General features: G+C 59.3%; 23 protein-coding genes. 15 read left to right on the top strand and 8 right to left on the bottom strand.

Translation table 11 applies throughout. The annotated features are described in order from the left end of the window. Both WA367_RS04260 and WA367_RS04265 read right to left on the bottom strand, forming a co-directional pair. The gene (locus WA367_RS04260; RefSeq protein ID WP_336055562.1) at nucleotides 1-1,227 is read right to left on the bottom strand and encodes an NAD(P)/FAD-dependent oxidoreductase; all 1,227 of its coding nucleotides are present in this window, start codon (nucleotides 1,225-1,227) and stop codon (nucleotides 1-3) included. After that, nucleotides 1,220-2,605, bottom strand: a complete 1,386-nt coding sequence (locus WA367_RS04265) for an NAD(P)/FAD-dependent oxidoreductase (RefSeq protein WP_336055563.1) — start codon at nucleotides 2,603-2,605, stop codon at nucleotides 1,220-1,222. Before WA367_RS04265 ends, WA367_RS04260 begins: the two co-directional genes overlap by 8 nt. 219 nt (nucleotides 2,606-2,824) lie before the next feature. Here WA367_RS04265 and WA367_RS04270 point away from each other — a divergent pair, with 219 nt between their 5' ends. From WA367_RS04270 to WA367_RS04335, 14 genes are all read left to right on the top strand, one after another. Then, complete coding sequence (locus WA367_RS04270; protein WP_336055564.1) at nucleotides 2,825-3,616, top strand: DeoR/GlpR family DNA-binding transcription regulator; 792 nt, start codon at nucleotides 2,825-2,827, stop codon at nucleotides 3,614-3,616. 17 nt (nucleotides 3,617-3,633) lie between these two features. After that, the gene (locus WA367_RS04275) at nucleotides 3,634-4,143 is read left to right on the top strand and encodes a TRAP transporter small permease subunit (protein ID WP_336055565.1); all 510 of its coding nucleotides are present in this window, start codon (nucleotides 3,634-3,636) and stop codon (nucleotides 4,141-4,143) included. After that, nucleotides 4,143-5,465 (top strand): TRAP transporter large permease, encoded by a 1,323-nt coding sequence (locus WA367_RS04280; RefSeq protein WP_336055566.1) that lies wholly within the window; start codon nucleotides 4,143-4,145, stop codon nucleotides 5,463-5,465. The genes WA367_RS04275 and WA367_RS04280 overlap by 1 nt, the downstream gene beginning before the upstream one ends. Before the next feature lie 44 nt (nucleotides 5,466-5,509). Further along, a complete protein-coding gene (locus tag WA367_RS04285) occupies nucleotides 5,510-6,553 on the top strand; it encodes a twin-arginine translocation signal domain-containing protein (protein WP_336055567.1) in 1,044 nt (347 codons plus the stop codon). Between the two features lie 49 nt (nucleotides 6,554-6,602). Further along, entirely contained in the window at nucleotides 6,603-7,376 is a 774-nt protein-coding gene (locus WA367_RS04290) for an N-formylglutamate amidohydrolase (protein WP_336055568.1), read from the top strand. Between the two features lie 14 nt (nucleotides 7,377-7,390). Further along, nucleotides 7,391-8,752: a glutamine synthetase family protein gene (locus WA367_RS04295; protein ID WP_336055569.1), complete on the top strand. Its 1,362-nt coding sequence runs from the start codon at nucleotides 7,391-7,393 to the stop codon at nucleotides 8,750-8,752. After that, nucleotides 8,749-10,128 (top strand): aldehyde dehydrogenase family protein, encoded by a 1,380-nt coding sequence (locus WA367_RS04300; RefSeq protein ID WP_336055570.1) that lies wholly within the window; start codon nucleotides 8,749-8,751, stop codon nucleotides 10,126-10,128. Before WA367_RS04295 ends, WA367_RS04300 begins: the two co-directional genes overlap by 4 nt. Continuing rightward, nucleotides 10,125-11,270 carry an iron-containing alcohol dehydrogenase gene (locus WA367_RS04305; protein ID WP_336055571.1) on the top strand — a complete coding sequence of 382 codons (1,146 nt, stop codon included), beginning with the start codon at nucleotides 10,125-10,127 and terminating at the stop codon, nucleotides 11,268-11,270. The genes WA367_RS04300 and WA367_RS04305 overlap by 4 nt, the downstream gene beginning before the upstream one ends. A 59-nt stretch (nucleotides 11,271-11,329) precedes the next feature. Continuing rightward, nucleotides 11,330-12,247, top strand: coding sequence for a LysR family transcriptional regulator (locus WA367_RS04310; RefSeq protein ID WP_336055572.1), 918 nt, complete (start codon nucleotides 11,330-11,332; stop codon nucleotides 12,245-12,247). A gap of 94 nt (nucleotides 12,248-12,341) precedes the next feature. Then, the gene (locus tag WA367_RS04315) at nucleotides 12,342-13,349 is read left to right on the top strand and encodes a TRAP transporter substrate-binding protein (RefSeq protein ID WP_336055573.1); all 1,008 of its coding nucleotides are present in this window, start codon (nucleotides 12,342-12,344) and stop codon (nucleotides 13,347-13,349) included. Nucleotides 13,350-13,382: 33 nt separating this feature from the next. After that, on the top strand, nucleotides 13,383-13,886 hold the full coding sequence (locus WA367_RS04320) for a TRAP transporter small permease (RefSeq protein ID WP_336055574.1): 504 nt from the start codon (nucleotides 13,383-13,385) through the stop codon (nucleotides 13,884-13,886). 12 nt (nucleotides 13,887-13,898) lie between these two features. Further along, nucleotides 13,899-15,182, top strand: coding sequence for a TRAP transporter large permease (locus WA367_RS04325; RefSeq protein WP_336055575.1), 1,284 nt, complete (start codon nucleotides 13,899-13,901; stop codon nucleotides 15,180-15,182). Nucleotides 15,183-15,222: 40 nt separating this feature from the next. Continuing rightward, on the top strand, nucleotides 15,223-16,029 hold the full coding sequence (locus WA367_RS04330; RefSeq protein WP_336055576.1) for a carbon-nitrogen hydrolase family protein: 807 nt from the start codon (nucleotides 15,223-15,225) through the stop codon (nucleotides 16,027-16,029). Nucleotides 16,030-16,040: 11 nt separating this feature from the next. Next, nucleotides 16,041-16,700, top strand: coding sequence for an RraA family protein (locus WA367_RS04335; protein ID WP_336055577.1), 660 nt, complete (start codon nucleotides 16,041-16,043; stop codon nucleotides 16,698-16,700). Nucleotides 16,701-16,728: 28 nt separating this feature from the next. Here WA367_RS04335 and WA367_RS04340 read toward each other — a convergent pair whose 3' ends face one another. Next, a complete protein-coding gene (locus WA367_RS04340; RefSeq protein WP_336055578.1) occupies nucleotides 16,729-17,184 on the bottom strand; it encodes a metallophosphoesterase family protein in 456 nt (151 codons plus the stop codon). 164 nt (nucleotides 17,185-17,348) lie between these two features. Here WA367_RS04340 and WA367_RS04345 point away from each other — a divergent pair, with 164 nt between their 5' ends. Next, the gene (locus tag WA367_RS04345) at nucleotides 17,349-17,969 is read left to right on the top strand and encodes a L,D-transpeptidase (protein ID WP_336055579.1); all 621 of its coding nucleotides are present in this window, start codon (nucleotides 17,349-17,351) and stop codon (nucleotides 17,967-17,969) included. A 73-nt stretch (nucleotides 17,970-18,042) separates the two neighbouring features. Here the strand turns inward: WA367_RS04345 and WA367_RS04350 are convergent, their stop codons facing one another. The 5 genes from WA367_RS04350 to WA367_RS04370 all read right to left on the bottom strand — a co-directional run bounded on the left by WA367_RS04350 (nucleotide 18,043) and on the right by WA367_RS04370 (nucleotide 24,872). Continuing rightward, complete coding sequence (locus WA367_RS04350; RefSeq protein WP_336055580.1) at nucleotides 18,043-18,618, bottom strand: NifU family protein; 576 nt, start codon at nucleotides 18,616-18,618, stop codon at nucleotides 18,043-18,045. 98 nt (nucleotides 18,619-18,716) lie between these two features. Further along, nucleotides 18,717-19,208 carry a universal stress protein gene (locus tag WA367_RS04355; protein WP_336055581.1) on the bottom strand — a complete coding sequence of 164 codons (492 nt, stop codon included), beginning with the start codon at nucleotides 19,206-19,208 and terminating at the stop codon, nucleotides 18,717-18,719. A gap of 119 nt (nucleotides 19,209-19,327) precedes the next feature. Then, complete coding sequence (gene trpS / locus WA367_RS04360) at nucleotides 19,328-20,395, bottom strand: tryptophan--tRNA ligase (protein WP_336055582.1); 1,068 nt, start codon at nucleotides 20,393-20,395, stop codon at nucleotides 19,328-19,330. A gap of 72 nt (nucleotides 20,396-20,467) precedes the next feature. Then, nucleotides 20,468-22,036, bottom strand: coding sequence for a murein biosynthesis integral membrane protein MurJ (gene murJ / locus WA367_RS04365; protein ID WP_336055583.1), 1,569 nt, complete (start codon nucleotides 22,034-22,036; stop codon nucleotides 20,468-20,470). A 25-nt stretch (nucleotides 22,037-22,061) separates the two neighbouring features. Further along, nucleotides 22,062-24,872 (bottom strand): [protein-PII] uridylyltransferase, encoded by a 2,811-nt coding sequence (locus WA367_RS04370; protein ID WP_336055584.1) that lies wholly within the window; start codon nucleotides 24,870-24,872, stop codon nucleotides 22,062-22,064. Nucleotides 24,873-24,940 lie beyond the last annotated feature (68 nt).

The raw sequence follows: 24,940 nt of genomic DNA on the forward strand, positions 1-24,940 counted from the left end.
TCAGTCTTCCAGCTTGAGCTCGATCGGGCCGGCGACCTTTCCCCCCAACAGCTCTGCAACAGGAATGGTAACGCGCCGCAGTGGGCGGCTTCTCAGATGGCGTGACCATATCCGTTCTCCTCCACTATAGGCTGAAAGCCGGGCATCAACGGGTTCACTCAGGCCGATATAGATGCAGCCAAGTCCGGCATCCGGCTTTGCTGGTGCGAGACGCTGCGGCATGACGAAACTCACACGCGGGTCGGCGGCCTTTATGGCAATGGTTTCCGTGGTGTCGGGCGCAGTCAGATCCGACGCGATGCATTGCGCAACCTTCCGCGCCTCTGCATGGCACCAGCTGGAGGTTTCAGCCGGACGCAGCAGATTGCCTGCAGCATAATAGGTCGGATCCGAGCAGCGGCCCAATTGGTCGACGAGGGGCCCGTTGGTGCCTGGATCCAGAGCCAGATGGCTGTTGCGCAGGAGCGCGGATTCCGGGCGGAACCGGCCGGAAATTATTACACCGTCGGTTTCCAGAATGCGCGAGTTTCCGTCGGCAGCCTCGAATGTTATGGCTTCGACACGTTCGCGTCCGATGATCTTCAGGTCAGTGACGCCCGTGTAGAGTGGTATGCGGTTAAGCCACAGATATGGTCTGAACATCCTGCGCGCGCGCAGGCGCTCTTCCTCCTCGACCATCGCAATCGGCTTGATGCCAAGATGTCTGCAGGTCGGGATGGCGGAGAATGAAACGAGTTCAGTCCCCAGTATCACGGGGTTTTTGAACGGCTGGATCCCTTTCAGATAAACCGCAGACTGAAGCGCGCCGGTTGAAATGATCCCGAGCGGCCGGTCACCGCTCACGAAGCGCTGTGCACGGCTGCTTTCGCGCGTACCCGTACAAAGCACCACGCGGTCGGCAGACAACTCATACACGCCACGCGCATCAACCAACTCAAGCCGACCTTCCGGCAGCAGCTTCGTCACATTGGTGGCGGCGCGGATTTCAACGCCTGCTGCCATGGCCGCATCACGATTGCGGCGCGCATATTCCGGGCCTTTCATCAACCGCTGATATTCGCGAATGCCGAACGGATAGTGACCACAATGACGTGGGATGCCACCGGCCTCTGTTTCACGCTCAATCACGATGACCGATTTGGCACCCAGCTGCTTCAGTTCGCGGGCCAGCGCGAGTCCTGCCGTGCCGCCACCCACCACTGCCACATTGCAGCTTTCCCTACGCATCGGGCTGCCCGATCGGCACTGTAAGGTGGCCCCTGGTCATCTCGGCGATTTCTGCCGTACAGTAAAACCCCTGGCATCGCCCCATCATTGCGCGGGTGCGGCGCTTTAGACCTTGTGGCGTCGCGGGCGGCAGTGGGCCTGCCAATACCTGCTCTATCTCACGCCTGGTAACCAGCTCGCAGTGGCAGACAATTCCGCCATTGCCCGCCTCTTGCCAGTCGCGGGGATGGTATTCCGACAATCTGTCCACCGCGGGTAACACCGGCTTGGCGACAGGTTCCACCCTGATATTGAGAAGGGAGGCCACGTGGCGGGCTATACCCAAAGCTGCACTGAGCCCGGTTGACCGGATAGCGCCGACAGTCACATAGGCCTGCGCGGAATGATGCTTGATCTGGTAGTCCTGAAATTCGGATGCTGGCCGCAGGCCCGCATAGGCCGTCGTGACTTCATGGTCTGCAAGCCCTGGAAGAATTTCAATGGCCTTGCGGTAGAGCACTTCCAGCGTTTCTCGTTGGGTTGATGCGTCGGTGCGACTTTCCTGATCTTCCGCCGTAGGACCGACAAGCACATTCCCGAAAACCGTCCTGCAGATTACCACCCCCTTGGTTGTCTTTGTTGGTACGGGAAGGGCGGTGGCGGATATGAGGCTGGAGGCTGCCTTGTCGAAGACAAGGAACTGGCCCTTGCGAGGGCGGATATTGAAACTCTTCGTCCCGATGAGACGTTCATCAACCACATCGCCAAACAGGCCGGCACAATTGACGATGGTCGCAGCCTCGACCGCACCCCTGGACGTCTCAAGCTTCCAGCCATTGTTATAGGTGCCGCCGAGCACCTCAGCACCCCGCAAGATCTCCGCACCATTACTCAGTGCCTGGAGAAGATAGGCGTGGGCCGTAGTCCAGGGGTCGATCAGATACTCGCCGGGGATCAGGAAGCCTGCCCGCAGGAGTGGCGACAGATTGGACTCGCGCTTTAGAATTTGTTGTCTGGAAAGCGCCACGACATCGTGGACGCCGTTCTGATGCGCCTTCTCGATGAGCGATGGCAACTGAGCTTCCTGCTCTTGTGTCCATGCCAGCACCATTGCCCCGGTTCGCAGGACTGGAAGTTTCATTTTTTCCGCAAGCTGCAGATATTCTTCATAGCCCGCGGCAATGCAGGACTGTTCCAGCGATCCGGGTGGCGCATCGAAGCCGGTATGCAGGATAGCCGAGTTGCCCTTGGACGCACCGTCCAGCACATCAAGAGCCTTTTCAAGCACCACCACCTTCACGCCGTCCAGTGTAAGCCGCCGAGCCAGCGCGCAGCCAACAACCCCTGCGCCGATTATGGCGACGTCATAGCGGGATGTAGTCGATGTGAGGGCAGACATATGCTTGGCCTTGTGTGGGCGCCTGCTCGACGCGGCGGTCCAATATGACCGTGCTTTACCGTCGGTTCAAGCACATGTTCGTAAATTATGACTGAGCGGGCAATACGGAAAGAAACTAGGGTCATGTCAAAATACTGAAATTAAAGCAAAAAACGATATTTATGACTGAGTGGTAAAAATTTTTGTAGACATATCATGGTTTGGCGATAGGCTTTGGCTATGGGGAAGAAGAACAATATCCAACCAAAGCTGAAGTCGATGCGTCCTTCCGTGCGACGCGCCGGAATCCATGAATATGTGGAGAGGCGCGGCCGGGCTGCCGTGGAAGATATTGCGGAGAAATTTGGTGCTTCGGTCGAAACCGTACGGCGCGATCTGAACCTGCTTGCCGAACAGGGGCGTATCCGCAAGGTGCATGGCGGTGCCGTCAGTCTGGGGGGAGAAGGCGAGGGGGCGTTCGACGAAAGACTGGCAAAGAACGCGCAGGCAAAGCGTGAGGTGGCGGAAAAGCTCGCCCGAATGGTTCAGCCGGGCGAAACCATCCTGATGGATACAGGGTCGACCACGCTTTTCTGTGCCGAGGCATTGGCGCGGATTCGCGACCTCACGGTCATCACGAACTCGTTGCGCATTGCGCATGTCATCGCGGGGGCAGGCTCTGGATCGAAGGCGGTCCTGCTTGGCGGCACCTATCGCGTCGGCAACGATCAGACCTATGGGCCTCGAGCCTGTGCCGAGATTGCCGAATATCGTCCCGACCATGTCGTTCTGACGGTTAGCGCTCTGGATGCTACCGGGGCCTTCGATGCTGACCATGAGGAAGCCGAGTTGGCCCGCTCCATGGCTAGGCATGCACGCAATCTTTCCCTCGTGCTTGATCACTCAAAGCTGAACCGCACAGCCGCCTATCGCATCTGCGACTTGACTCAGGTGCGACATGTTTTCCTTAATCATGAACCCGACCCCGATCTCCTCGCGGCATTGAGGGCGGCGAAGGTAAGCGTCCATTGAATCCGGAGCCCGCTTCAATGCCAAAATTCTTCCGCGCCTATGTCCGCTATGTTGACGGGTTCAACTACTGTGCCGGGCGCGTGATGATGTACGGCTTCTTCGTCATGGTCGCGGTGCTTCTCTGGTCCACCATCTCCAAGGCGATCTTTGTCGTACCGGCGTTCTGGACGCTGGAAATGGCCCAGTTTGCGCTGGTGACCTACTATCTCGTGGGTGGCCCCTACTCCATGCAGATGGGCTCCAATGTCCGCATGGACCTGTTCTATTCAAACTGGAGTACACAGAAGAAGGCAGCATTCGACAGCTTCACTGTTCTCCTGCTGATCTTCTATCTCGGCGTCCTTCTTTATGGCGGCATCAGCTCGACCATGTATGCGGTCGAATATCAGGAACGCAGTCCCAGCCTCTGGCGGCCTTTGATGTGGCCGATCAAATCCATCATGTGTTTCGGGATCTTCCTCATGCTCCTGCAGGCAATATCGGAGCTCATCAAGGATATTGCCAAGCTTCGCGGGGAAGAACTCTGATGTCCTATGAGATGATCGCACTCCTGATGTTCGCCTCCATGATGGCGATGCTGATGACCGGCCAGCGTGTCTTCGGCGCAATCGGCGGCATCGCGACCATTGCGGCACTCCTGCTCTGGGGGCCGGGCGGGTCGGAGCTTCCCTTCTCCGCTGTCATGAAGCTCATGAAGTGGTACCCGATGCTCACGCTTCCCATGTTCATTTTCATGGGTTTCGTGCTGAGCGAGAGCAAGATCGCCGATGATCTCTATCGCATGTTCCATGTCTGGATGGGACCGGTAAGGGGTGGTCTCGCGATCGGCACCATCGGCCTGATGGTCCTCATCTCGGCCATGAACGGGCTGAGCGTGGCGGGCATGGCCATTGGCGCGACCATCGCACTGCCCGAGCTTCTCAAACGCAATTACGACAAGCGGATGGTGACTGGCGTCATCCAGGCGGGTTCAAGTCTGGGCATACTCGTACCGCCCTCGGTGGTGCTTGTGCTCTACGCCATGATCGCACGCCAGCCGGTCGGGCAGCTTTGGCTTGCGGGCGTTGTGCCGGGCCTCATGATGGCCGTGCTTTTCATCCTCTACATCTATATCCGCTGCAAGCTGCAGCCGGAGCTCGGACCCGCAATCAAGTCCGCGGATGCGGACATATCCAAGGCGGAGAAATACCGCCTGCTTCTGGCAGGCCTGCTGCCGATCGGCATTTTCGCTTCCATGATGGTGCCTTTCCTCAACGGCTGGACCTCACTCGTCGAAAGCTCGGCCATCGGCGCGATGGCAGCCTTTGTCGCTGCCGTCCTGAAGCGGCGCATGACCTGGGAGGTCTTCGAGAACTCGCTCAAGCAGACGCTCGGGGTTTCCTGCATGTTCCTCTGGATCGTGCTGGCAGCACTGGGATTTGGCGCGGTTTTCGACGGACTTGGCGCTGTAAAGGCAATCGACGGATTGTTTACCGAGCAGCTTGGCCTGAATCCGTGGGTCATCCTCATCCTGATGCAGTTGTCCTTCATCCTGATGGGAACATTTCTCGACGACACAGCCATGCTGGTGATCGTGGCGCCACTCTATGTACCGCTCGTCAAGGCGCTCGGCTTCGACCTCATCTGGTACGGCGTGCTTTACACGATCACGACCCAGATCGCCTATATGACACCACCCTTCGGCTACAATCTCTTCCTCATGCGCGCCATGGCGCCGCCAGAGATCAAGCTTAAGGACATCTATAGCTCCATCATCCCATTCGTTATGGTGATGATGCTGGCGCTCACGCTTGTGATGGTCTTCCCGGATCTCGCGATGTGGCTGCCCAACTATGTCTACGGAAGATAACAATAAGAACGAGACAAAATAAAAAACCTCAGAGGAGAACGACAATGACCACAAGGCGTAAATTTCTGACAACGGCGAGCGTGGGCGGTGCTGCCGCTCTTGCAACGCCGAGCATCGTGCGCTCGCAGGCTCCCATCAAATGGCGGCTGCAGACCTATTCCGGTCCGCCCCTTGGCGCGCATGTCATCAAGCCGCAGATCGAGGCCTTCAACAAGGCGGCCAATGGCGAGATGGAAATCGAGCTGTTCTATGCCGACCAGCTTGTGCCCACCAATGAGCTTTTCCGCGCATTGCAGAACGGTACGCTCGACGCGGTTCAGTCCGACGATGCGACCATGGCCTCGCCAGCCGATGTTGCCGATTTCGGCGGCTACTTCCCCTTCTCCACTCGCTACAGCCTCGACCTTCCGGTCCTGTTTCAGCGTTACGGCCTGAACCAGATCTGGCAGGAAGCCTATGACGAGATCGAGAATGTCGAGTGGCTGGGTGCCGGCGCATGGGACCCGCTGCACATCTTTACCGTCGATCGCCCGATCCGCTCGGTCAAGGACATGGCCGGGCTGCGCGTCTTCGGCGTGCCAACCGCTGGCCGCTTCCTTGCCCGCTACGGCCTCATCCCCGTAACAGTGCCATGGGAAGACGTGGAAGTCGCGCTCCAGACCGGTGAGCTCGACGGCGTCGCATGGTGCGGCTTCACCGAAGCATACGAGGTGGGCTGGGCCGACATCTGCAAATATGCGCTTCTCAACAATGTCACCGGCGCGTGGTGCGGAAGCTATTTCGCCAATTCGGAGAGCTGGGCCAAGGTGCCGCCGCATCTGCAGGAGCTCTTCAAGATCACGATGGATCAGTCGCACTATTACCGTCAGGTCTGGTACTGGGGTGGCGAGGCCGATCTTCGCGTCAATGGCGACAAGCTCGAACTCACGACCATCCCGGCCGAGGAATGGGAAGGCGTGGTCGCCGACAGCGCATCCTTCTGGGATGAACTTGCCGCAAAGAACGAACGCGCGGCGAAGGTCGTCGAAATCTTCAAGAAGTATCAGCAGGTGATGGAAAAGGCCGGCGTGCCCTATCGTTACTCCTGATGGTTCTGGTCGGGCGGAATTTTTCGCCCGGCCACCCGTTCCTGTCGTGATGATGCCTGCCACCAAGCCATTCCTGAGTGAGGCTGACGGCGCGCCCTTCGAGGTGATCAACCCGGACGGAGCGAGCCGGATCGTGCTCGTCTGTGAACATGCATCCAACCGCGTGCCCGAAAAACTCGGAGATCTGGGACTGACCCCTGCGCAACTGGCCAGCCATGTCGCTTGGGATCCCGGCGCTCGGGAGCTTGCGGTGGGCCTGTCGGACGCATTCGATGCGCCACTCGTGGCCGCCCGCTTTTCCCGTCTGGTCTACGACTGCAATCGTCCCCCGCAGGCCGTCTCCGCAATGCCGCACGAGACGGAGGTCTGCCCGGTACCGGGCAATCGCGACATCACGCAGCAGGAAAGACACGAGCGCGCCTCGGCACTCTATGAACCTTTCCAGCAGGCGGTTCACAGACAGATCGCCAGAAGGCAGGTCGACAAGAAGCCACCGGTGCTGGTCACCGTCCACAGCTACACACCCGTATTCCATGGCGTGAAGAGAGAAGTGGAGATCGGCTTCCTCCACGGCGAAGATGCTTCGCTGGCCCAAGCGCTGGCGACAGACTGCAGCACACGCTCCGCCTATGATGTTCGTCTGAACCAACCTTACGCGCCAAAGGATGGTGTGTTGCATACGATCGAACGCCAGCTTCAAAGCGGGCCATTCCCCTATGTCATGATCGAAGTTCGCAACGATCTTCTGACTGATCCCGCAAAACGATCCGATATTCAGGCGCTGCTGGTTGAGAGCCTGCGCGCACTCCTACCCGACATCTGATGAAGGCACCTTCCATGAAGCCAGTCATGACTTTCGAGGCACTAAAATCCGCCGTGGAAAGCGGTGCAATCGACACCGTTCTTGTCTGCTTTCCAGACATGCAGGGCCGCCTCATGGGCAAGCGATACCTCGCCGCCCACTTTGTCGAAAGTGCCTATGACGAGAGCCATTGCTGCAACTATCTCCTCGCAACCGATCTGGAGATGGCGACCCCGGACGGCTATGCCGCCACCTCCTGGGAAGGCGGGTACGGCGACTACATGATGAAGCCGGACCTGACCACGATCCGCCCGGTCCCTTGGCTCGAAGGCACCGCCATGGTGCTGTGCGACATCCTTGACCATCATGGGCACGAAGCCATCTCCCATGCACCCCGCACAATTTTGAAGCGTCAGGTCGAGCGATTGGCATCCATGGGCTTTGACCCGATGATGGCAACGGAATTGGAGTTCTTCCTCTTCGAAAAGAGTTTCGACGAAATCCGCAAATCAGGCTTCCGCGATCTCCAGCCCATCAGCGGTTACAACGAGGATTACCACATCCTTCAAACCACGCGCGAAGAGCATGTCATGCGCCCGATCCGCAATCATTTGTGGCGCGCGGGCATTCCGATCGAAAACACGAAGGGCGAGGCGGAAGCGGGGCAGGAAGAGCTCAATATCCGTTATGCGGATGCGCTTGCCACGGCCGACCATCACACCATTGCCAAGCACGCGGTGAAGGAGATCGCCCACGCGCAGGGCCATGCTGCCTCATTCCTGCCGAAGTGGCGGCATGACCGCGTTGGCTCGTCGAGCCATGTCCATCAATCTCTTTGGAAAAACGGCCGCAACGCCTTCTTCGATGAAGCTGACGAACTCGGCATGAGCAAGCTCATGAAGAGCTACACGGCGGGTCTCCTGAAATATGCCGCAGATTACACCTATTTCCTGGCGCCCTATATCAATAGCTACAAGCGCTTCATGAAGGGCACCTTTGCGCCCACACGCATCATCTGGTCGGTTGACAACCGCACTGCGGGTTTCCGCCTTTGCGGCGCAGGCACCAAGGGCGTGCGCATGGAGTGCCGTATCGGCGGATCGGACCTGAACCCCTATCTCGCACTCGCCGCCCAGCTTGCCGCGGGCATGGCGGGAATAGAGGAAGGTCTGGAGCTGGAGCCGCCAGCACGCGGCGATGTCTATCGCGGCAACACCGCTTCCATCCCGCACAATCTGCGCGAGGCACGTGAAAAGATGAAAAACTCGGCCATGTTGCGCGGCGCCATGGGCGACGATGTTGTCGATCACTATTGCCGCGCGGCCGAAGTTGAGATTGAAGCATTCGACCAGGTGGTCACCGATTGGGAAATTGCCAGAGGATTTGAACGGGCATGACAATATTGCGCTGCATTTCACCCATTGACGGGTCGGTCTTCGCGGAGCGCGAAGCGCTCTCGCTTGAGGCCGCTCGCGCCGAGATCAGGCGCGTTCGCGACGCACAGGCTGCCTGGGCCGCTCGCCCGCTGGCCGAGCGCGTCCAGCTTGTCATGGCAGGCGTTGCCGCCATCGGTGCGCAGAATGACGAGATCGTACCTGAACTTGCTCGCATGATGGGCCGACCCGTGCGCTATGGCGGGGAGTTCGGTGGCTTCAACGAGCGCGCCAGCCATATGGCGCAAATCGCAGCGGATTCGCTTGCGGATATCGAGGTCGGCGAGGACGCGCAATTCAAGCGCTATATTCGCCGCGTGCCGCACGGCGTTGTCTTCGTGGTCGCACCCTGGAACTACCCCTACATGACTGCGATCAATACGGTTGCTCCCGCGCTGATCGCCGGCAACACCGTAGTGCTCAAGCACGCTACCCAGACACTCCTGGTCGGCGAACGCATGGCGCGCGCTTTCCATCAGGCCGGTGTGCCGGAAGATGTGTTCGCCAATGTCTTTCTCGACCACGACACCACGTCGAGCCTGATCGGCGAGAAGGCATTCGACTTCATCAACTTCACCGGTTCTGTTGGTGGCGGTGCTGCCATGGAGCGTGCCGCTGCAGGCACTTTCACCGGTGTCAGCACCGAGCTAGGTGGCAAGGACCCCGGCTATGTCATGGAGGATGCGGATCTGGACGCCGCTGTCGCAGGTCTTGTCGACGCGGCCATGTTCAACACCGGCCAGTGCTGCTGTGGCATCGAACGCATCTATGTGCATGAGAGCCTCTTCGATGCATTTGTCGAGAAGGCCGTTGAGATCGTGAAAGGCTACAAGCTGGGAAATCCCCTCGACCCTGACACGACGCTCGGACCGATGGCTCATCCCCGTTTCGCCGCAGAAGTGCGCGCGCAGATCGATGAGGCTGTCGCAAGCGGTGCGAAGGCTCATATCGAGCGCTTCGCAGAAGATGACGGTGGGGCCTATCTCACGCCGCAGATCCTCACCAATGTCAGCCATGACATGCGTGTGATGCGCGACGAGAGCTTCGGGCCGGTCGTCGGCATCATGCCGGTCAAGGATGATGCGGAAGCCATCCGCCTCATGAATGACAGCGAGTATGGTCTTACCGCCAGCCTGTGGACGCGTGATCTGGACCGTGCTGCGCGCGTTGGCGACCAGGTGCAGACCGGCACCGTATTCATGAACCGCGCGGACTATCTCGATCCGGGTCTGTGCTGGACCGGCTGCAAGAATACCGGGCGCGGTGGCGGCCTTTCCGTGATTGGCTACCACAACCTGACCCGGCCGAAATCCTATCATCTGAAGAAGGTCACATCGTGAGTCTCACCGGAAACTGGTCCTACCCGACAGCCATCAAATTTGGTGCGGGACGCATCGCCGAACTGCCTGCAGCCTGTGCCCAGGCCGGTATCAAGCGCCCGCTGCTGGTCACCGACAAGGGGCTGGCCAACCTGCCCATTACGGCGCGCGCGCTCGACATCATGGAAGAGGCGGGACTGGGCCGTGCTCTCTTCAGCCAGGTTGATGCGAACCCCAACGAAAAAAACCTTGAGGAAGGTATCGCGGCATACAAGGCTGGCGGCCACGATGGTGTGATCGCCTTCGGCGGCGGCTCCGGGCTCGATCTCGGCAAGATGGTCGCATTCATGGCCGGTCAGACGCGCCCAGTCTGGGATTTCGAGGATATCGGCGACTGGTGGACTAGGGCGAACGCGGATGCCATTGCTCCCATCGTCGCTGTCCCGACAACTGCAGGAACTGGCTCGGAAGTGGGCCGTGCCAGCGTCATCACCAACTCGCAGACTCATGTGAAGAAAATCATCTTCCATCCGAAGGTGCTTCCAAGTGTCGTGATCTGTGACCCCGAACTGACTGTCGGAATGCCTCCCTTCATCACGGCCGGTACCGGTCTTGATGCCTTCGCTCATTGCGTGGAAGCCTATTCCAGCCCGCATTACCACCCGATGAGCCAGGGGATAGCGTTGGAGGGCATGCGCCTCGTGATCGAATATCTGCCGCGCGCCTATGCCAACGGCAATGATCTCGAAGCCCGCGCCCAGATGATGTCGGCTGCCATGATGGGAGCAACGGCTTTCCAGAAGGGCCTTGGTGCCATCCACGCGATGAGCCATCCGATCGGCGCATTGTTCAACACCCATCACGGCACCACCAATGCCGTTTGCATGCCAGCGGTCCTGGCGTTCAACGCCCCTGAAATCCGCGACCGCTTTGACCGGGCGGCCAGTTATCTTGGCATTTCGGGCGGCTTTGCCGGGTTCTGCGAATTCGTTCAGTCATTCAATGACAGCTTCGCCATTCCGCGCAAGCTGAGTGAAATGGGCGCCACAAGCGATCGCCTCGACGATCTGGTTGCGATGGCGCTTGAAGACCCGTCCTGCGGCGGAAACCCCGTCCCGCTCGACCGCGAGAACCTGCGCAACCTGTTTGAAAAGGTGCTGTAAGGAGAGACCGGCCCGGCCTTCGCGCCGGGCCACGTCTGGGAGGAGGAAACAGACAGACCGTGCAACTGCGATTTTTCGAGACCTTTGTATGTCTGGCGAAAGTCCGAAACTTCCGCAAGGCGGCGGATCTTCTTCATACGTCCCAGCCCGTCATTTCCTCGCGCATCAATGCGCTTGAGGCGGAACTTGGCACACGTCTTTTCGAACGCTCCAAGCGCAGTGTTCATCTGACGCGGGAAGGCCGCCTTCTGCTGCCGCATGCCGAAGCCGTCATCGAGATCACCAATGAGATGAAATGGCTCGTGGGTCCAAACGCGGAGCTCACGGGATCACTTCGGATCGGGGTGGCGGGTACCATCATCCACTCCTGGTTCATCCACCTCATGGAAGCATTCCGCTCCGCCTATCCGCGCATCAATCTGGAGATTCTGGCGACCACCTCGGCAGGCGTTCTTCAGGCTGTCCGCGACCACAGTGTTGATGTCGGTCTTGCCATGAAGGACAGGCCCGACATGATGCTGCGTTTTGACCCGCTATGCTCCTTTCCCATTGCCTGGGTCGCAAGCCCGACTGCATTTCCTATTGAGAAAGCAACGCTAAACACGCTTCTCGACATGCCTATCCTGACCTTCCCGCAGACATCATTGCCTTACCGGGAACTGGAGCGGCATTTGAAGATGCATTCCAAGATCAGGCCGAACATCCATCCCATGAATTCGATCGCCACCATCGTGAAGATGGCCGGCGAGGGCTTGGGTATCGCGCCGATGCCAAGGGCGGTGGTGCATGATGAGCTTGTTTCGGGGCGTCTCCACGAGATCAAGGTCGATGTTGCATTTCCCCCGCTGCATTTTTATGCGGTCACGGAAGTTTCCCCGCGCATGGCGCTGAAGAACGAGTTCGCTCGCATGGCACAGCAACAGGCCCGTGCCTGGGCCGAAGCCAATCCAGAAGATGGCCTCGTTCTCGCTGATTGAAAAAATCTATCACAGAGCCCCATCTTTTTGATTTGGACTTTTTTAGTCCGCTCACCAATCCTGCCCTGAACCAATCATAATAAAGGGGAACAGGATGAAACATATTATCCGCACATGCATGGCTGCCATGGTGGCAACCACGCTCGGCACCGGCGTGATGGCAACCGCTCAGGCGGAAACCTGGCGCATGGCACACAAGATGCCGCCGGACAGCATCGAAGGTCAGCTTTTCCAATATTTCGCTGACAAGGTGGAGGAGAAAACCGGCGGCGAATTGACCGTGAAGGTGTTTCCGAACGAGCAGCTCGGCTCCGACGATACCGTTCTTGAGCAGCTCCAGATTGGGACCGTCAATGTCTATCCCGAAGGCAGCAGCTACCTGCAGAAATGGGTGCCGGACGTGAAGTTCACCTCCGCACCCTTCCTGTTCGATGATCGTGAGCACTGGGTCCGGTTCATGGAAACCGATCTGGTGAAAGGCTGGTTCAAGACCATCGAGGACGAGGCAGGTATCGCGCTTATTGGTTCGCCGACAGCCTTTGTGCGCGGCCCCTACCGCGTCATGGTCACGGACAAGCCTTGGCAGTCACTTGAAGAAATGCAGGGTACGCGCCTTCGCATGCATCCCGATGAGCTCGCAGCCGAAGCTTGGCGTCATCTTGGAGCAGAGGTCCGCACGCTCGCTTGGACCGAGGTCTACGAGTCCATCAGCCGTGGCATCGTTGATGCGGTCAACAGCCCGATCGCGCTTGTCGAGCCGATGAAGTTCTATGAGGTTGCTCCTCACGTCATCCGTCACGACGAGTATCCGCAGGGCATGGCCTTCATGACGAATGCCAAGCGCTGGAACGCCCTGTCGGACGAACTGCGCAGCCAGGTTCTTGAAGCTTTCGCCGACATGGCGGCAGAATCCGAAAAGCGCATGATGGAAGCTGCCGAAAAGGACCTTGAGACGATGAAGGCCAAGGACGTCAGCTATTCAGAGCCCGATACCTCCGACTTCGTCGCACGCATGGAAAGCTTCTACCAGAAGATGGAAGAGGCCGGTGAACTGCCGGAAGGCTTCCTTGAGGCCGTCCGCTCCACGCGTGAGACGAACTGATCCTCTGAGATCAATCTGAAGGGGGAGGACCCAATGCCGTTGATAGACCGCGCACTGGCCGTCATAGATAGGCTGTTTCTGATAGGAGCGAATGCAGCATTGCTGGCAATGCTCGTCACGACAACGCTCAACATCGCTTCCCGAGCCTTTCTGGGCCAGGGCGTGGTCTGGGTCTTCCCCATCAATATCGTCCTGTTTGTCTGGATGACATTCCTTGGCTTCTTTGTCGTCTACCGGCGCAACAAGGATATCACCGTCGATTTCCTGCTCTCGGCCATGCCCGCCATGGCTCAACGCATCGGGCGGATCCTGGTCGATCTGGCGGTTATCGCGCTGCTCCTCATCATCCTTCGCGAAGCGCCTGCGCTCATCCAGCGACAGGTGGGCAATATCGAGATGGTCGGGCTGCAGAGATATTGGCTGTCGATTCCGTTCTTCGTCTCATGCGCCCTGATCGCGCTGCAGTTTTTCAGTGACCTCATCCATGCCCTGAAGGGACATGATGCGCCTGCGCATCATCCCGCCGGCGACATATAGGCCTCTGCAACCATGACCATGCTTCTTTTTGCGGGCTTCGTCGCCCTCATCCTCCTGCGCGTGCCGATAACCATGGCTATCGGCATCGCCGTCCTGTCCGCACTTGTCTATGCGGGCTTTGCCGATACGCTCTACATCATCCCGCTTCAGGTGCTGGACGGCGTCGACAATCCGTCCCTGCTTGCCATTCCCTTCTTCATCATGGCCGGCAACCTGATGAACGGCGTCGGCATGACCGACCGCATCTTCAACTTCGCCTCCGCACTCGTGGGGCATATGCGCGCCGGACTGGCACAGGTGAATGTCGTCTCCTCGCTTCTGTTTGCGGGTGTTTCCGGTGCAGCCGTTGCCGACTGTGCAGGTCTCGGCACGATCGAGATCAAGGCGATGCGCGAACGCGGCTATCCTGCACCATTCGCTGCAGCGCTCACCGCGGCCAGTGCGGTTGTCGGGCCCATCATCCCGCCATCCATCAGCCTCGTCGTCTACGCTTTCCTGTCCAACACATCGGTCGCGCGGCTGTTTCTGGCCGGCATCATCCCGGGCATCATCGTGGGCCTGTCCCTGATGGCCTTCAATTATGTGGTCGCTCTGAAGCGAGAATTCCCGAGGGAAGAGCGCAAGAGCCTGCCTCAGATCGGCCGTGCTGCAATCGACGGTATCGCGGCACTCGTGGCGCCGGGCATCATCCTGACCGCAATCCTCACCGGCTTCACCACGGCAACGGAAGCTGGCGTGCTCGCCTGCGTCTACACGATCGCGCTCGGTTTCGTTTACCGCACCTTCTCCTTCGCGATGCTGTGGAAGGCGCTGACCGAAACCATGACCATCACCAGCGTCATCATGATCATCATCGGCTTTTCCCACGTCATGGGCTGGCTGCTCGCCATCGAGCAGATCCCGCAGCAACTGGCCGATCACGTCCTCATGGTGACGGAATCGCGCGCAGTGTTCCTGCTTCTGCTCCTGGCCTTCCTGCTGGTGGTCGGCTGTTTCGTGGAAGGTGTTCCCGCAAAGCTGATCCTGGTGCCGATGCTGCTTCCGATCATTGACCAGTTTGGCATCGACCGAATTCACTTCGGCCTGATCATCACCCTGGCGCTGCTGATCGGTATCGCGACACCGCCAATGGGCATCGCGCTCTACATCGTGGCCGAGGTGGGCAAGGTGCCATTCGAGAAAGTGGCGATTGCGATCCTGCCCTTCCTCGTGCCGCTGATCGCAGCCCTTCTTCTCATCACCTTCGTGCCCGAGCTCGTGCTCTTCCTCCCCAACCTCATCCTTGGTCCGGCTTGAGGCCGGTCCGAAAACCAAAATTCGAAAGCAAGGATTACCGATGAAAATCTCAGTGGTTCAGATGAACTCCCAGGATGACAAGGCAAAGAACATTGCTGATGCATCCAGCCTTATCCGCAACGCAGTGGAGCAGGACAATCCTGATCTCGTGGTACTGCCTGAGACCTTCACCTATATGGGCGGCACCGTGGAAAGCCGCCGCGCCCATGCGGAAACCTTCCCGGATGGTGAAGCCTATCGTGCCATGTCGGCCCTTGCCGCAGAGCTGAAGGTGAATATCCATGCCGGCTCGATGGCCGAAGCTGCCGGCGAGAAATGCTACAACACGACCATTGTCTTCAACCGGGAAGGCAAGGAGATCGCCCGCTACCGCAAGATCCACCTCTTTGATGTCAGCGTTCCCGGCGGCAACAGCTACCTGGAATCCGACACCATGAAGCGTGGTGAGGAAGTCGTGGTCTATGACCTCGAAGGCGTGAAGGTTGGCTGCGCGATCTGCTACGATCTGCGTTTCCCCGAGCTCTTCCGCAAGCTCCGTGACAAGGGCGCTGAACTCATCGTGCTGCCGGCCGCGTTCACGCTGCAAACCGGCAAGGATCACTGGGAACAGCTGCTGTGCGCTCGTGCCATCGAGACCCAATCCTATGTCGCCGCTTCCGCGCAGATCTTCGGCCATGACGAAGGCCGCAAGCTGTGCTTCGGCCATTCGCTGGTGATCGACCCCTGGGGCGTCACCATCGCCGACTGCTCCGACCGGATAGGTCATGCGAGTGCCACCATTGATCCGGGCTACGCTGCCCAGATCCGGAAAGCGATGCCTGTTGCAGATCATCACGTGGTGGCTTGAGGAGAATGGGAATGTACCAGTTCAACGAGATGCCGCGCCAGCTTGATCAGGCCAAGATCGACAAGCTGATGAAAGTGGAAACGGCCACGGTAGGGCACTTCCTTCATGCCAATTTCCTCGACAGTGGCTTGCGTTCGATGTTGCCAAAGGTTCGAGCCGCAGGCACCGCGGTAACGCTGCGTCTGCCTCATGCCGACAGCACCATGCTGCACTACGCCATGGATCACCTGCGCGAAGGCGACTTCGTCATCATCGACCGGGCCGGGGACACCCGTCATGCCTGCTGGGGTGGCGTGATCACGCACACTGCTGCCGGGCGCAAGGTTGCAGGCGCTGTGGTGGACGGACCGGCGACCGACGTCGCGGACTTTCAGAGGCACAATTTCCCGATGTGGTGCCGCGGCCCGTCACCGATCACCACGAAGCTTTTGGGCATCTCCGGCGAGATGAACATTCCCGTCAGCGTCGGCGGCGTTGTTGTCCGTCCGGGCGATGCGGTTCTTGCCGACGAAAATGGTGTCCTGATCCTGTCGCCAGATGATGTGGACGCGGTCGCGGACCGCGCCATCGAGATGCAGGAGCGCGAGATAGAGCTTCTCAAGCGTATCGATGCCGGCGAGAGCCTCCCGACGATTTCCGGCGCGAAATCCCGGGTTGAAGCCCATGGCTGAGTCCGTGAGGCGAGGGTGATATCTCGCCTCACACAAGCTCATGAAAGACCGGCTCGCCGAGGCCGTCTGTCAGATCCATCGTCACGACCGTGATCGGCAGGCGAAATCGGCGGGGCCCGCAGCTTCCAGGGTTCAGGTAGAGCACTCCGTCCCGCCATTCGCTCGCAGGCTTGTGCGAGTGGCCTGAGACAATGACGTCAAGTTTCTCTGCAGCCGGATCGCAACGAAGCGCCTTGAGATCATGAAGCATGAAAAAGCTGGTGCCGTTGAGCTGCATGCGGAGTGTCTCCGGAAACTCATCAGCCCATGCGCCCCGGTCCACATTGCCGCGAATGGCGCTGACCGGCGCAATCTCTTCAAGCCGGGCAATTATCTCCGGCTTTCCGATATCACCGGCATGAAGGATATGCTCCACGCCCTTAAGGGCCGGAAAGACTTCCTCGCGCAGCAGCCCGTGCGTGTCCGATACCACCCCGATCTTCATCTTCTGCCCTCAAGCCTGTTGCGTTCCCGCAATAGCTGAGTGCGAAATCCCGCATTTCAACCCCTTGGCTTTGCAAGTTTACCTAACGTCATTAATACTTCGCTTACCATGTTTCGATGTGATGGCGTCGACACCAATTTGATTCTGGGGGATCGGGGAAAACGATGAATTTGAAATCGGGCCTTCTGGCCACATTGCTTGTTGCTGCCGCTTTTTTGAGCGGCTGCGCGAACCTGCCAAAGCAGGTCTTCACCTCTGAATATGGCGCGGTTCGCGATGCAGGCTACAGCCTGCCCCGCATTCCGATTGAAAAGGTGCCGTCCAAGTATCATCGCCAGGTCGTGAAATACGACACCAAGGAAAAGCCGGGCACCATCATCGTCGATACCTCGGAGAAGTTTCTTTATTTCGTGATGCCCGACGGCAAGGCCATGCGTTACGGCATCGGTGTTGGTCGTGAGGGCTTTGAATGGAAGGGGACCGCGCGGATTGCAATGAAGCGTGAATGGCCAACCTGGACGCCGCCCGCAGCGATGATCCGCCGTGAGCCGCATCTGAAAAAATGGGCAGGCGGTATGCCTCCGGGCACGAGCAACCCGCTCGGCGCACGCGCCCTTTACCTCTATCGCGGTGGTCGCGACACCGGTTACCGCCTGCATGGCACGCCGGAATGGAACTCCATCGGCAAGGCCATGTCGTCAGGCTGCATCCGGCTCATGAACCAGGACATCATCGACCTTTACGAACGTGCAGAAGTCGGCGCGAAGGTCATCGTCAAAGGCTGACCTGATGCGTCGCTAAAGAAAAAAGCCGGTCCTCGGGGCCGGCTTTTTGCATTTCTGGTCCTGACTTTCGTCGTCAGACCATCTGCTCCACTTCGCGCACTTCCGGCACGAAATGGTGAAGCAGGTTTTGGATGCCGTGCTTCAGTGTCGCGGTGGAAGACGGGCAGCCCGCGCAGGCGCCCTTCATGTGCAGAAACACCGTACCCTTCTCATAACCGCGGAAGGTGATGTCGCCGCCATCCTGCGCAACGGCGGGGCGTACGCGCGTCTCGAGCAGTTCCTTGATCGTGGCGACAATCTCCTCGTCAGCCTCGTCATAAAATTCGCCATCGGCGGAAAGCTCCTGCTGCGATGGCCCGGATGTCGCGGCCATCACCGGCTGACCGGACATGAAATGTTCCATGATATTGCCGAGGATCGCCGGCTTCAAATGCTGCCAGTCGGCGCCGTCTTTTGTCACGGTTATGAAGTCGTAGCCGAAAAAGACGCCGGTCACGCCGGGAACATCAAACAGGCGCGCGGCCAGCGGTGAAGCCTCGCCTGCAGCCTGCGCATCACGGAAATCCGCAGTGCCTTCTTCCATGACAACGCGGCCCGGCAGGAATTTCAGCGTTGCAGGATTGGGCGTGGCTTCGGTCTGGATGAACATCGAGGTTCTCCGATCATTGTTTGGAATAGTTCTAAAATAGGCGCAGATGGCTTCGCGATCAAGCGGCTTTCCGCGCCAATATGGGTATGCTGCAGCCTCTATGCCAGGCTGCGGATTTCCTCATCCGTGAGACTATGCGGGACCACCGTGACCGGAACCGGGAAGGCCGCTCCCTTGCCGGCAATGGAGGAGACCAGCGGCCCCGGGCCTTCCTTGGCGTTGCCCGCAGCCAATACGAGGATCGCTATATCCTGATCCTCCTCGATCAGCTTGTGAATTTCTTCCGCAGGCGTGCCCTCGCGGATCACCAGTTCCGGCTCGATCCCTACCGTCTCGCGAATCTTGGTAGCCTGTGCGTCAAGCGTGGCATTGGCCGTCGCCATCGCTTCCTCGCGCATGATCTGCTCAACACCCAGCCAGTGCTGGAAGTCGCCCGGCTCGATGACAAAGAGCAGGACGAGCGCGCCACCGGTCGAGTGGACCCGGTGTGCGGCATAGGCCGCAGCACGTTCGCACTCCGGCGTATCGTCAATGATTGCGAGAAACTTGCGTCGATGACCGGCTTCCCGGCTCAGGCGTTTGGAGACCATTCACATGCCCTGTTCAAGCGGCGCAACACGTCAACGCATTGCAGCCAGATTGCCGCAATCTGCCATTGGCAACGAGGCTCGGCAACCCGCGCGCCGCAAAGGTGGTGACGACTGCCGCTCTACTTGGTGTTGAAGCCGATGATCTCGCGGACCATTTTCATGGTTTCTTCCGCAATCGCACCGGCGCGTTCGCCCCCGTCCCGAAGCACCCCGTCCACATAGGCCGGATCATCGGAAATGCGGTTCATTTCGCTGGTGATTGGCGAAAGCTTGGAGACGGCAAGCTCGGCCAGTGCCGGTTTGAACGCAGAGAACTGCTGCCCGCCGAAATCGGCAATGACATCCTCGCGGCTCTTTTCGGCGAGCGCTGCATAAATGCCGACGAGATTCTCGGCCTCCGGACGTCCCTCAAGCCCCTCAAGCTCGCTCGGCAGCGGTTCAGGGTCGGTCTTCGCCTTCTTGATCTTCTTGGCAATCGCATCCGCATCGTCTTTCAGGTTGATGCGGGAGAGATCGGAAGGATCGGATTTCGACATCTTCTTGGTGCCGTCGCGCAGGCTCATGACGCGCGGCGCCGCACCGCCGATCAGCGGTTCGGTCACGGGGAAGAAACCGTTGACGCGCTCTTCACCCACTTCCATTTCCACGCCGTAGCCAAGATCGGCAATCCGGGCGGAGAAGTCGTTGTTGAACTTCTGCGCAATATCACGCGCAAGTTCCAGATGCTGCTTCTGGTCCTCACCCACCGGCACATGGGTTGCGCGATAGACGAGGATGTCGGCAGCCATCAGGCTTGGATAGGCGAGCAGGCCGAGCGAAGCATTTTCGCGGTCCTTGCCAGCCTTGTCCTTGAACTGCGTCATGCGGTTCATCCAGCCGATGCGCGCGACGCAGTTGAAGTACCAGGCAAGCTCGGTGTGCTGTGGCACGCGCGCCTGGTTGAATATGATGCTCTTCTTCGGGTCCAGTCCGGCCGCAAGATAGGCCGCCGCGATCTGGCGCGTCTGCTCCGTCAGATCTTCATGGACGAGCTGGGCTGTAATGGAGTGCTGATCCACCACGCAATAAATGCACTCATAGCTGTCTTGCAGCCCGATGAAGCGCTGCAGCGCGCCCAGATAATTGCCCAGATGCAGATTGCCCGTCGGCTGCATGCCGGAGAAAACGAGCTCTTTGAAACCGCTCATGAAAAGCCTCTGAATGCTTGCTTTATGCCTTGCGGCAGTTGCTGTGGCTTATGGACGAGGTGCCCATTTCGATCAAGTGCTGCGCTTTCTGCGGCGCATGAGCCCGGCAAGCTCGCTCTTGTCGATGCCGCCGCTCGCAACTGCCAGGCTGACATAGACAGCGCCCGCAACTGCAATGATGGCTAGGACGGTCAGGATACGAAGGAGAAGGTTTCCGCCTTCCATGATGGGGGTGGCCCAGCTCTGCAGCAGCCACGTCACCAGGCCCATGGCAAGACTGGCAAGCAGGATCATCGCCACACGCCGCAATGTAGCCGGAGAAGGGCGGAAATAATCGCGTCGCCACAGCGTGGCGCCCAGCAGAACCACATTGAGCCAGGCCGACAGCGAGGTCGCCAGCGCGATCGCCACGTGGCCAAATAGGGGAAAGAGCGCGAGACTCAGGGCGATATTCGCCACGACTGTTGCCAGCGAGTACCACATCGGCGTTTTCATGTCCTCGCGGGCAAAAAAGCCCGGCTGAAAGACCTTGATCAGCACATAGGCGGGAAGGCCCGTGGCAAATGCGGCCAGCGCAAGGGCCGTCATCTGTGTGTCTTCAGGCGTGAAGGCACCGCGCTCGAACAGGAGCGAGACAATCGCCGCGGGCATGACGATCAGCCCCACCGCCGCGGGCACGGTCAGCCCCAGCGCGAATTCAAGTGAGCGGTTTTGCAGATGCTGCGCATCCTTCGTGTCGCCCGCTTTCAGCGCACGGGCAAGCTCGGGCAGAAGCACGACGCCCACGGCAATACCGATGACACCAAGCGGCAACTGGTTGATGCGGTCGGCAAAGTTCAGGAAGGAGATCGCCTTGTCCTGTTGCGAAGCGATGATCTGCCCGACCAGAAGATTGATCTGCATGATGCCACCGGTCAGCAATGCCGGTCCCATCAGCACCAAAAGCCGCTTCACTGAAGGCGTCATGCGCGGGAAATGCAGCCGCATGCCAAAGCCATGCGCGCGCACCGCAATTGCGAGAATGCCAAGCTGCGCAAAACCGGAGAAGAAGACGCCCCATGCAAGCCAGAGCCCGGCTTCCCGAGGGGCGAAATCGGCCAGAAGTGCCGTGGCAAGAACCGCAATCAGGATGACGTTCAAAAGCACAGGCACCAATGCGGCGAGGAAGAACTTCCGCATCGAGTTCATGATGCCCGACATCATCGCAACCAGCGACATGCAGAAGAGATAGGGGAACATGATCTGCGTCATGATAACCGTCAGGTCGAACTTCTCCGGCGTGTCGGCAAAACCGGGCGCAACCACCGTGGCAACCAGGAACGGCATGAAGATCATGGCGAGCGCCGACAGAAGCAGAAGCACCGTGATCAGGACCGCAAGAACATCCTCGCCGAACTTCTGCGCCGCCTTCACACCTCCGCCTTCCATCTCCTTGGCAAAGAGCGGGATGAAGGCCGTGTTGAACGCGCCTTCCGCAAAGAGCCTGCGGAACAGGTTGGGAAAGCGAAATGCGGCATAAAACGCATCGGTCACCGGCCCCGCGCCAAGTGCTGCCGCGATCAGTGCTTCGCGCACGAAACCGAGAACGCGACTGGCCATGGTGGCGCTGCCGACACTGGCAAATTTCTTGATGAGGCTCATCTGGTGGGTTTTCCGTGGAGGGGGATTATTGAGCTGTAGTCGTGGCTGAATTGGATGAACGGCTGCTTCTGCGCTGAAAGCCGTTTGCAAGCGTGTCGACAAGCGTGGTGCGAATGGCGTCAAGACGGTCCGGATTGACGATCTTCTGGCCGGTCAGGTCGGTAACATAAAATGTATCGATCACCTTCTCGCCGAAGGTCGTGATATGCGCAGACGCGATGTCGAGCGAGAGCGACGAGATGGCCCCGGTTACTTCGGACAGCAGGCCCGGCCTGTCCAGACACTCCACCTCGATGACCGAGAACCGGTTGGACAGCGTGTTCTTCACTTCGGCCCGCGGCTCGATGCGGAAGGCTTTTGCAGCACGCTTCGTCTTGCCGCGTTTCTCAATCACTTCCGGCAGATAGGTCCTGCCAGCCAGAACATCTTCGATGAGCTGGCCAACGCGCTGCGCCCGCCGCCGCTCGTCATCGTCATATTCGAATTCGCGATTGATCAGGATCGTGTCGAGTGCGCGCCCGTCTGTGGTGGTGAAGATCTGTGCGTCCACGATATTGGCCTGCGCAGCCGAGCAGGCCCCCGTGATCACCGAGAGAAGGTGAGGGTGGTCGGGTGCCAGCACTGTTATCTCCGTCACCGCCTCGAAGGTGTGTGGCTTGACCATGGTTGCCAGCGGCTTGGCCTCTTCATCCACCTTGCGGATGAACTCGGCATGCCGCACACGGTTTTCCAGATCCACGGCCAATAGGTAGTGCTGGTAATGCAGCTTCACATAATCCTGCGCCTGTCTTTCCTGCCACCCGGCTTCGGAAAGAGCCTGCACCAGCTCCTCACGCGCCTGGTCGGCACGGGTAGCGCGGGAAGCTTCAGAGAAACCGCCGGTCAGGAGTAGTTCGGTTTCATAATAAAGCGTGCGCAGAAGCTGGCCTTTCCAGCCATTCCACACGCCTGGACCCACGCCGCGGATGTCGCAGACCGTCAACACCAGAAGCAGCTTCAGCCGGTCGACCGATTGCACGATATCCGCGAAGTCCTGAATGGTCTTCCGGTCATTGAGATCGCGCGTCTGTGCAATCATCGACATGGTCAGGTGCTCCTGCACCAGCCAGGTGACAAGCTCTGTCTCCGTCTTGTCGAGCCCCATATGCGGGCAGAGCCGCTTGGCAATGCGCGCACCGGCGACCGAATGGTCCTCAGGCCGCCCCTTGGCAATGTCGTGCAGAAGCAGTGCCGTATAGAGCACTCGCCGCCACTGTCTGAGGCTTGGGAAAATCTCGCTTGCGAGCGGATGGTTCTTCTGTCCGTCCCCGTGATCGATCTCGGCGAGTACGCCGATGCAGCGCAAGAGATGCTCGTCCACCGTATAATGGTGGTACATGTTGAACTGCATCATCGCCACGATCTTGTTGAACTCGGGGATGAGCTTGCCCAGCACACCCGCCTCGTTCATCCGGCGCAGATTAAGCTCCGGATCACGCGTCGAGGTGAGGATGTCCATGAACAGCGCATTGGCTTCTTCGTCACGCCGCAGATTGCGGTCGATGAGCTTCAGCGAGCGTGTCAGAAGCTTCAGCGCCTCCGGGTGATATTCAAGCCCGTGTCGGTCGGCGAACCAGAACAGCCGTACCAGATTGACCGGGTCCTGCTCGAAGACCCCTTCATGGGCGACATTGATCCGGTGATTGTCGATGATGAAGTCGCTGGTGCCCGGCAGCTTGCGCTTGCGCCGCGTGAAGGTCGGAAAGATGCGGTTGAAGCCCGGCACATGCTTGGCCTGCTCTTCTTCCAGTGCCGCACAGAAGATGCGCGTCAGGTCACCCACCGCCTTGGCGTTCAGGAAGTAGTGCTTCATGAAACGCTCGACAGCCGAAAGCCCGGGATGGCTGGTATAGCCAAGCCGTTCGGCGATATCGCGCTGCACGTCGAAGATCAGCCGTTCCTCGGCCTTGCCAGTCAGGAAGTGCAGGTGGCAGCGCACCGCCCAGAAGAAGTCTTCCGCTTTGCGGAACTGCAGATATTCCCGCCGCGTGAACACGCCCTTGTTGACCAGTTCCTCGGCCTCGCGCACGCGGTAATAATATTTGCCGATCCAGAACAGCGTGTGCAGGTCGCGCAGCCCGCCTTTGCCGTCCTTGATGTTCGGCTCCACCAGATAGCGGCTTTCGCCGGCCTTCTGGTGGCGCGTGTCGCGCTCGGCAAGCTTGCCCTGGATGAATTCGGCACCCGTATCCTTCACCACCTCTTCGTCGAAGCGGGTGAGAAGCTGGTCGTTAAGCCCCGCATCCCCGCAGATGAAGCGTGATTCCAGAACCGCGGTGCGGATCGTGATGTCGGTGCGCGACAGGCGGATGCACTCATCCACATTGCGTGTGGCATGGCCGACCTTCAGCCCCATGTCCCAGAACATGTAGAGCATGTATTCGGCGACCTGCTCGCCCCATGGTGTCTGCTTGTAGGGCAACAGGAAAAGCAGATCGACATCCGAGCCCGGCGCCAGCGTGCCGCGGCCATAGCCACCAACCGCGATGACGGCCATCCACTCCGCCGTGGATCGGTTCTCCGCCGGGTAGACATGAGTCGCCGCGAAATCGAAAAGCGCGCAGACGATCTGGTCCATCAGGTGGGAAAGCCGCGTGGCGCAGGCTGTTCCGCCTCCATCTTCGGAAAGCATGGCCTCGGCGCGTTCACGGCCTGTCGCAAGTGTCTGCTTCAGAAGCTTGAGAACTTCCGCACGCGTCTCGGGCCGGTCTGCGCCCGCCTTCGCCAGTTCCTGCAGGTCGTCACGCAGTTTTGCGCTATCGATGATCTGGTCGAGCTTGAGCGGTATCCGGGCCATTCGCGCCTCTGCAGTTCAGGTGCGTCGGCACCAATCTGCGGCGTCTATAGCGTGTTTTGCAGCCTACG

Source organism: Nitratireductor sp. CH_MIT9313-5 (genome assembly GCF_037029545.1).
Lineage (GTDB): Bacteria > Pseudomonadota > Alphaproteobacteria > Rhizobiales > Rhizobiaceae > Chelativorans.

What these genes read in the sequence shown, in the direction of transcription:
- WA367_RS04260 (WP_336055562.1), bottom strand. Translation starts at nt 1,227, where the DNA reads ATGCGTAGGGAAAGCTGCAATGTGGCAGTGGTGGGTGGCGGCACGGCA.
- WA367_RS04265 (WP_336055563.1), bottom strand. Translation starts at nt 2,605, where the DNA reads ATGTCTGCCCTCACATCGACTACATCCCGCTATGACGTCGCCATAATC.
- WA367_RS04270 (WP_336055564.1), top strand. Translation starts at nt 2,825, where the DNA reads ATGGGGAAGAAGAACAATATCCAACCAAAGCTGAAGTCGATGCGTCCT.
- WA367_RS04275 (WP_336055565.1), top strand. Translation starts at nt 3,634, where the DNA reads ATGCCAAAATTCTTCCGCGCCTATGTCCGCTATGTTGACGGGTTCAAC.
- WA367_RS04280 (WP_336055566.1), top strand. Translation starts at nt 4,143, where the DNA reads ATGTCCTATGAGATGATCGCACTCCTGATGTTCGCCTCCATGATGGCG.
- WA367_RS04285 (WP_336055567.1), top strand. Translation starts at nt 5,510, where the DNA reads ATGACCACAAGGCGTAAATTTCTGACAACGGCGAGCGTGGGCGGTGCT.
- WA367_RS04290 (WP_336055568.1), top strand. Translation starts at nt 6,603, where the DNA reads ATGATGCCTGCCACCAAGCCATTCCTGAGTGAGGCTGACGGCGCGCCC.
- WA367_RS04295 (WP_336055569.1), top strand. Translation starts at nt 7,391, where the DNA reads ATGAAGCCAGTCATGACTTTCGAGGCACTAAAATCCGCCGTGGAAAGC.
- WA367_RS04300 (WP_336055570.1), top strand. Translation starts at nt 8,749, where the DNA reads ATGACAATATTGCGCTGCATTTCACCCATTGACGGGTCGGTCTTCGCG.
- WA367_RS04315 (WP_336055573.1), top strand. Translation starts at nt 12,342, where the DNA reads ATGAAACATATTATCCGCACATGCATGGCTGCCATGGTGGCAACCACG.
- WA367_RS04320 (WP_336055574.1), top strand. Translation starts at nt 13,383, where the DNA reads ATGCCGTTGATAGACCGCGCACTGGCCGTCATAGATAGGCTGTTTCTG.
- WA367_RS04325 (WP_336055575.1), top strand. Translation starts at nt 13,899, where the DNA reads ATGACCATGCTTCTTTTTGCGGGCTTCGTCGCCCTCATCCTCCTGCGC.
- WA367_RS04330 (WP_336055576.1), top strand. Translation starts at nt 15,223, where the DNA reads ATGAAAATCTCAGTGGTTCAGATGAACTCCCAGGATGACAAGGCAAAG.
- WA367_RS04335 (WP_336055577.1), top strand. Translation starts at nt 16,041, where the DNA reads ATGTACCAGTTCAACGAGATGCCGCGCCAGCTTGATCAGGCCAAGATC.
- WA367_RS04340 (WP_336055578.1), bottom strand. Translation starts at nt 17,184, where the DNA reads ATGAAGATCGGGGTGGTATCGGACACGCACGGGCTGCTGCGCGAGGAA.
- WA367_RS04345 (WP_336055579.1), top strand. Translation starts at nt 17,349, where the DNA reads ATGAATTTGAAATCGGGCCTTCTGGCCACATTGCTTGTTGCTGCCGCT.
- WA367_RS04350 (WP_336055580.1), bottom strand. Translation starts at nt 18,618, where the DNA reads ATGTTCATCCAGACCGAAGCCACGCCCAATCCTGCAACGCTGAAATTC.
- WA367_RS04355 (WP_336055581.1), bottom strand. Translation starts at nt 19,208, where the DNA reads ATGGTCTCCAAACGCCTGAGCCGGGAAGCCGGTCATCGACGCAAGTTT.
- trpS (WP_336055582.1), bottom strand. Translation starts at nt 20,395, where the DNA reads ATGAGCGGTTTCAAAGAGCTCGTTTTCTCCGGCATGCAGCCGACGGGC.
- murJ (WP_336055583.1), bottom strand. Translation starts at nt 22,036, where the DNA reads ATGAGCCTCATCAAGAAATTTGCCAGTGTCGGCAGCGCCACCATGGCC.
- WA367_RS04370 (WP_336055584.1), bottom strand. Translation starts at nt 24,872, where the DNA reads ATGGCCCGGATACCGCTCAAGCTCGACCAGATCATCGATAGCGCAAAA.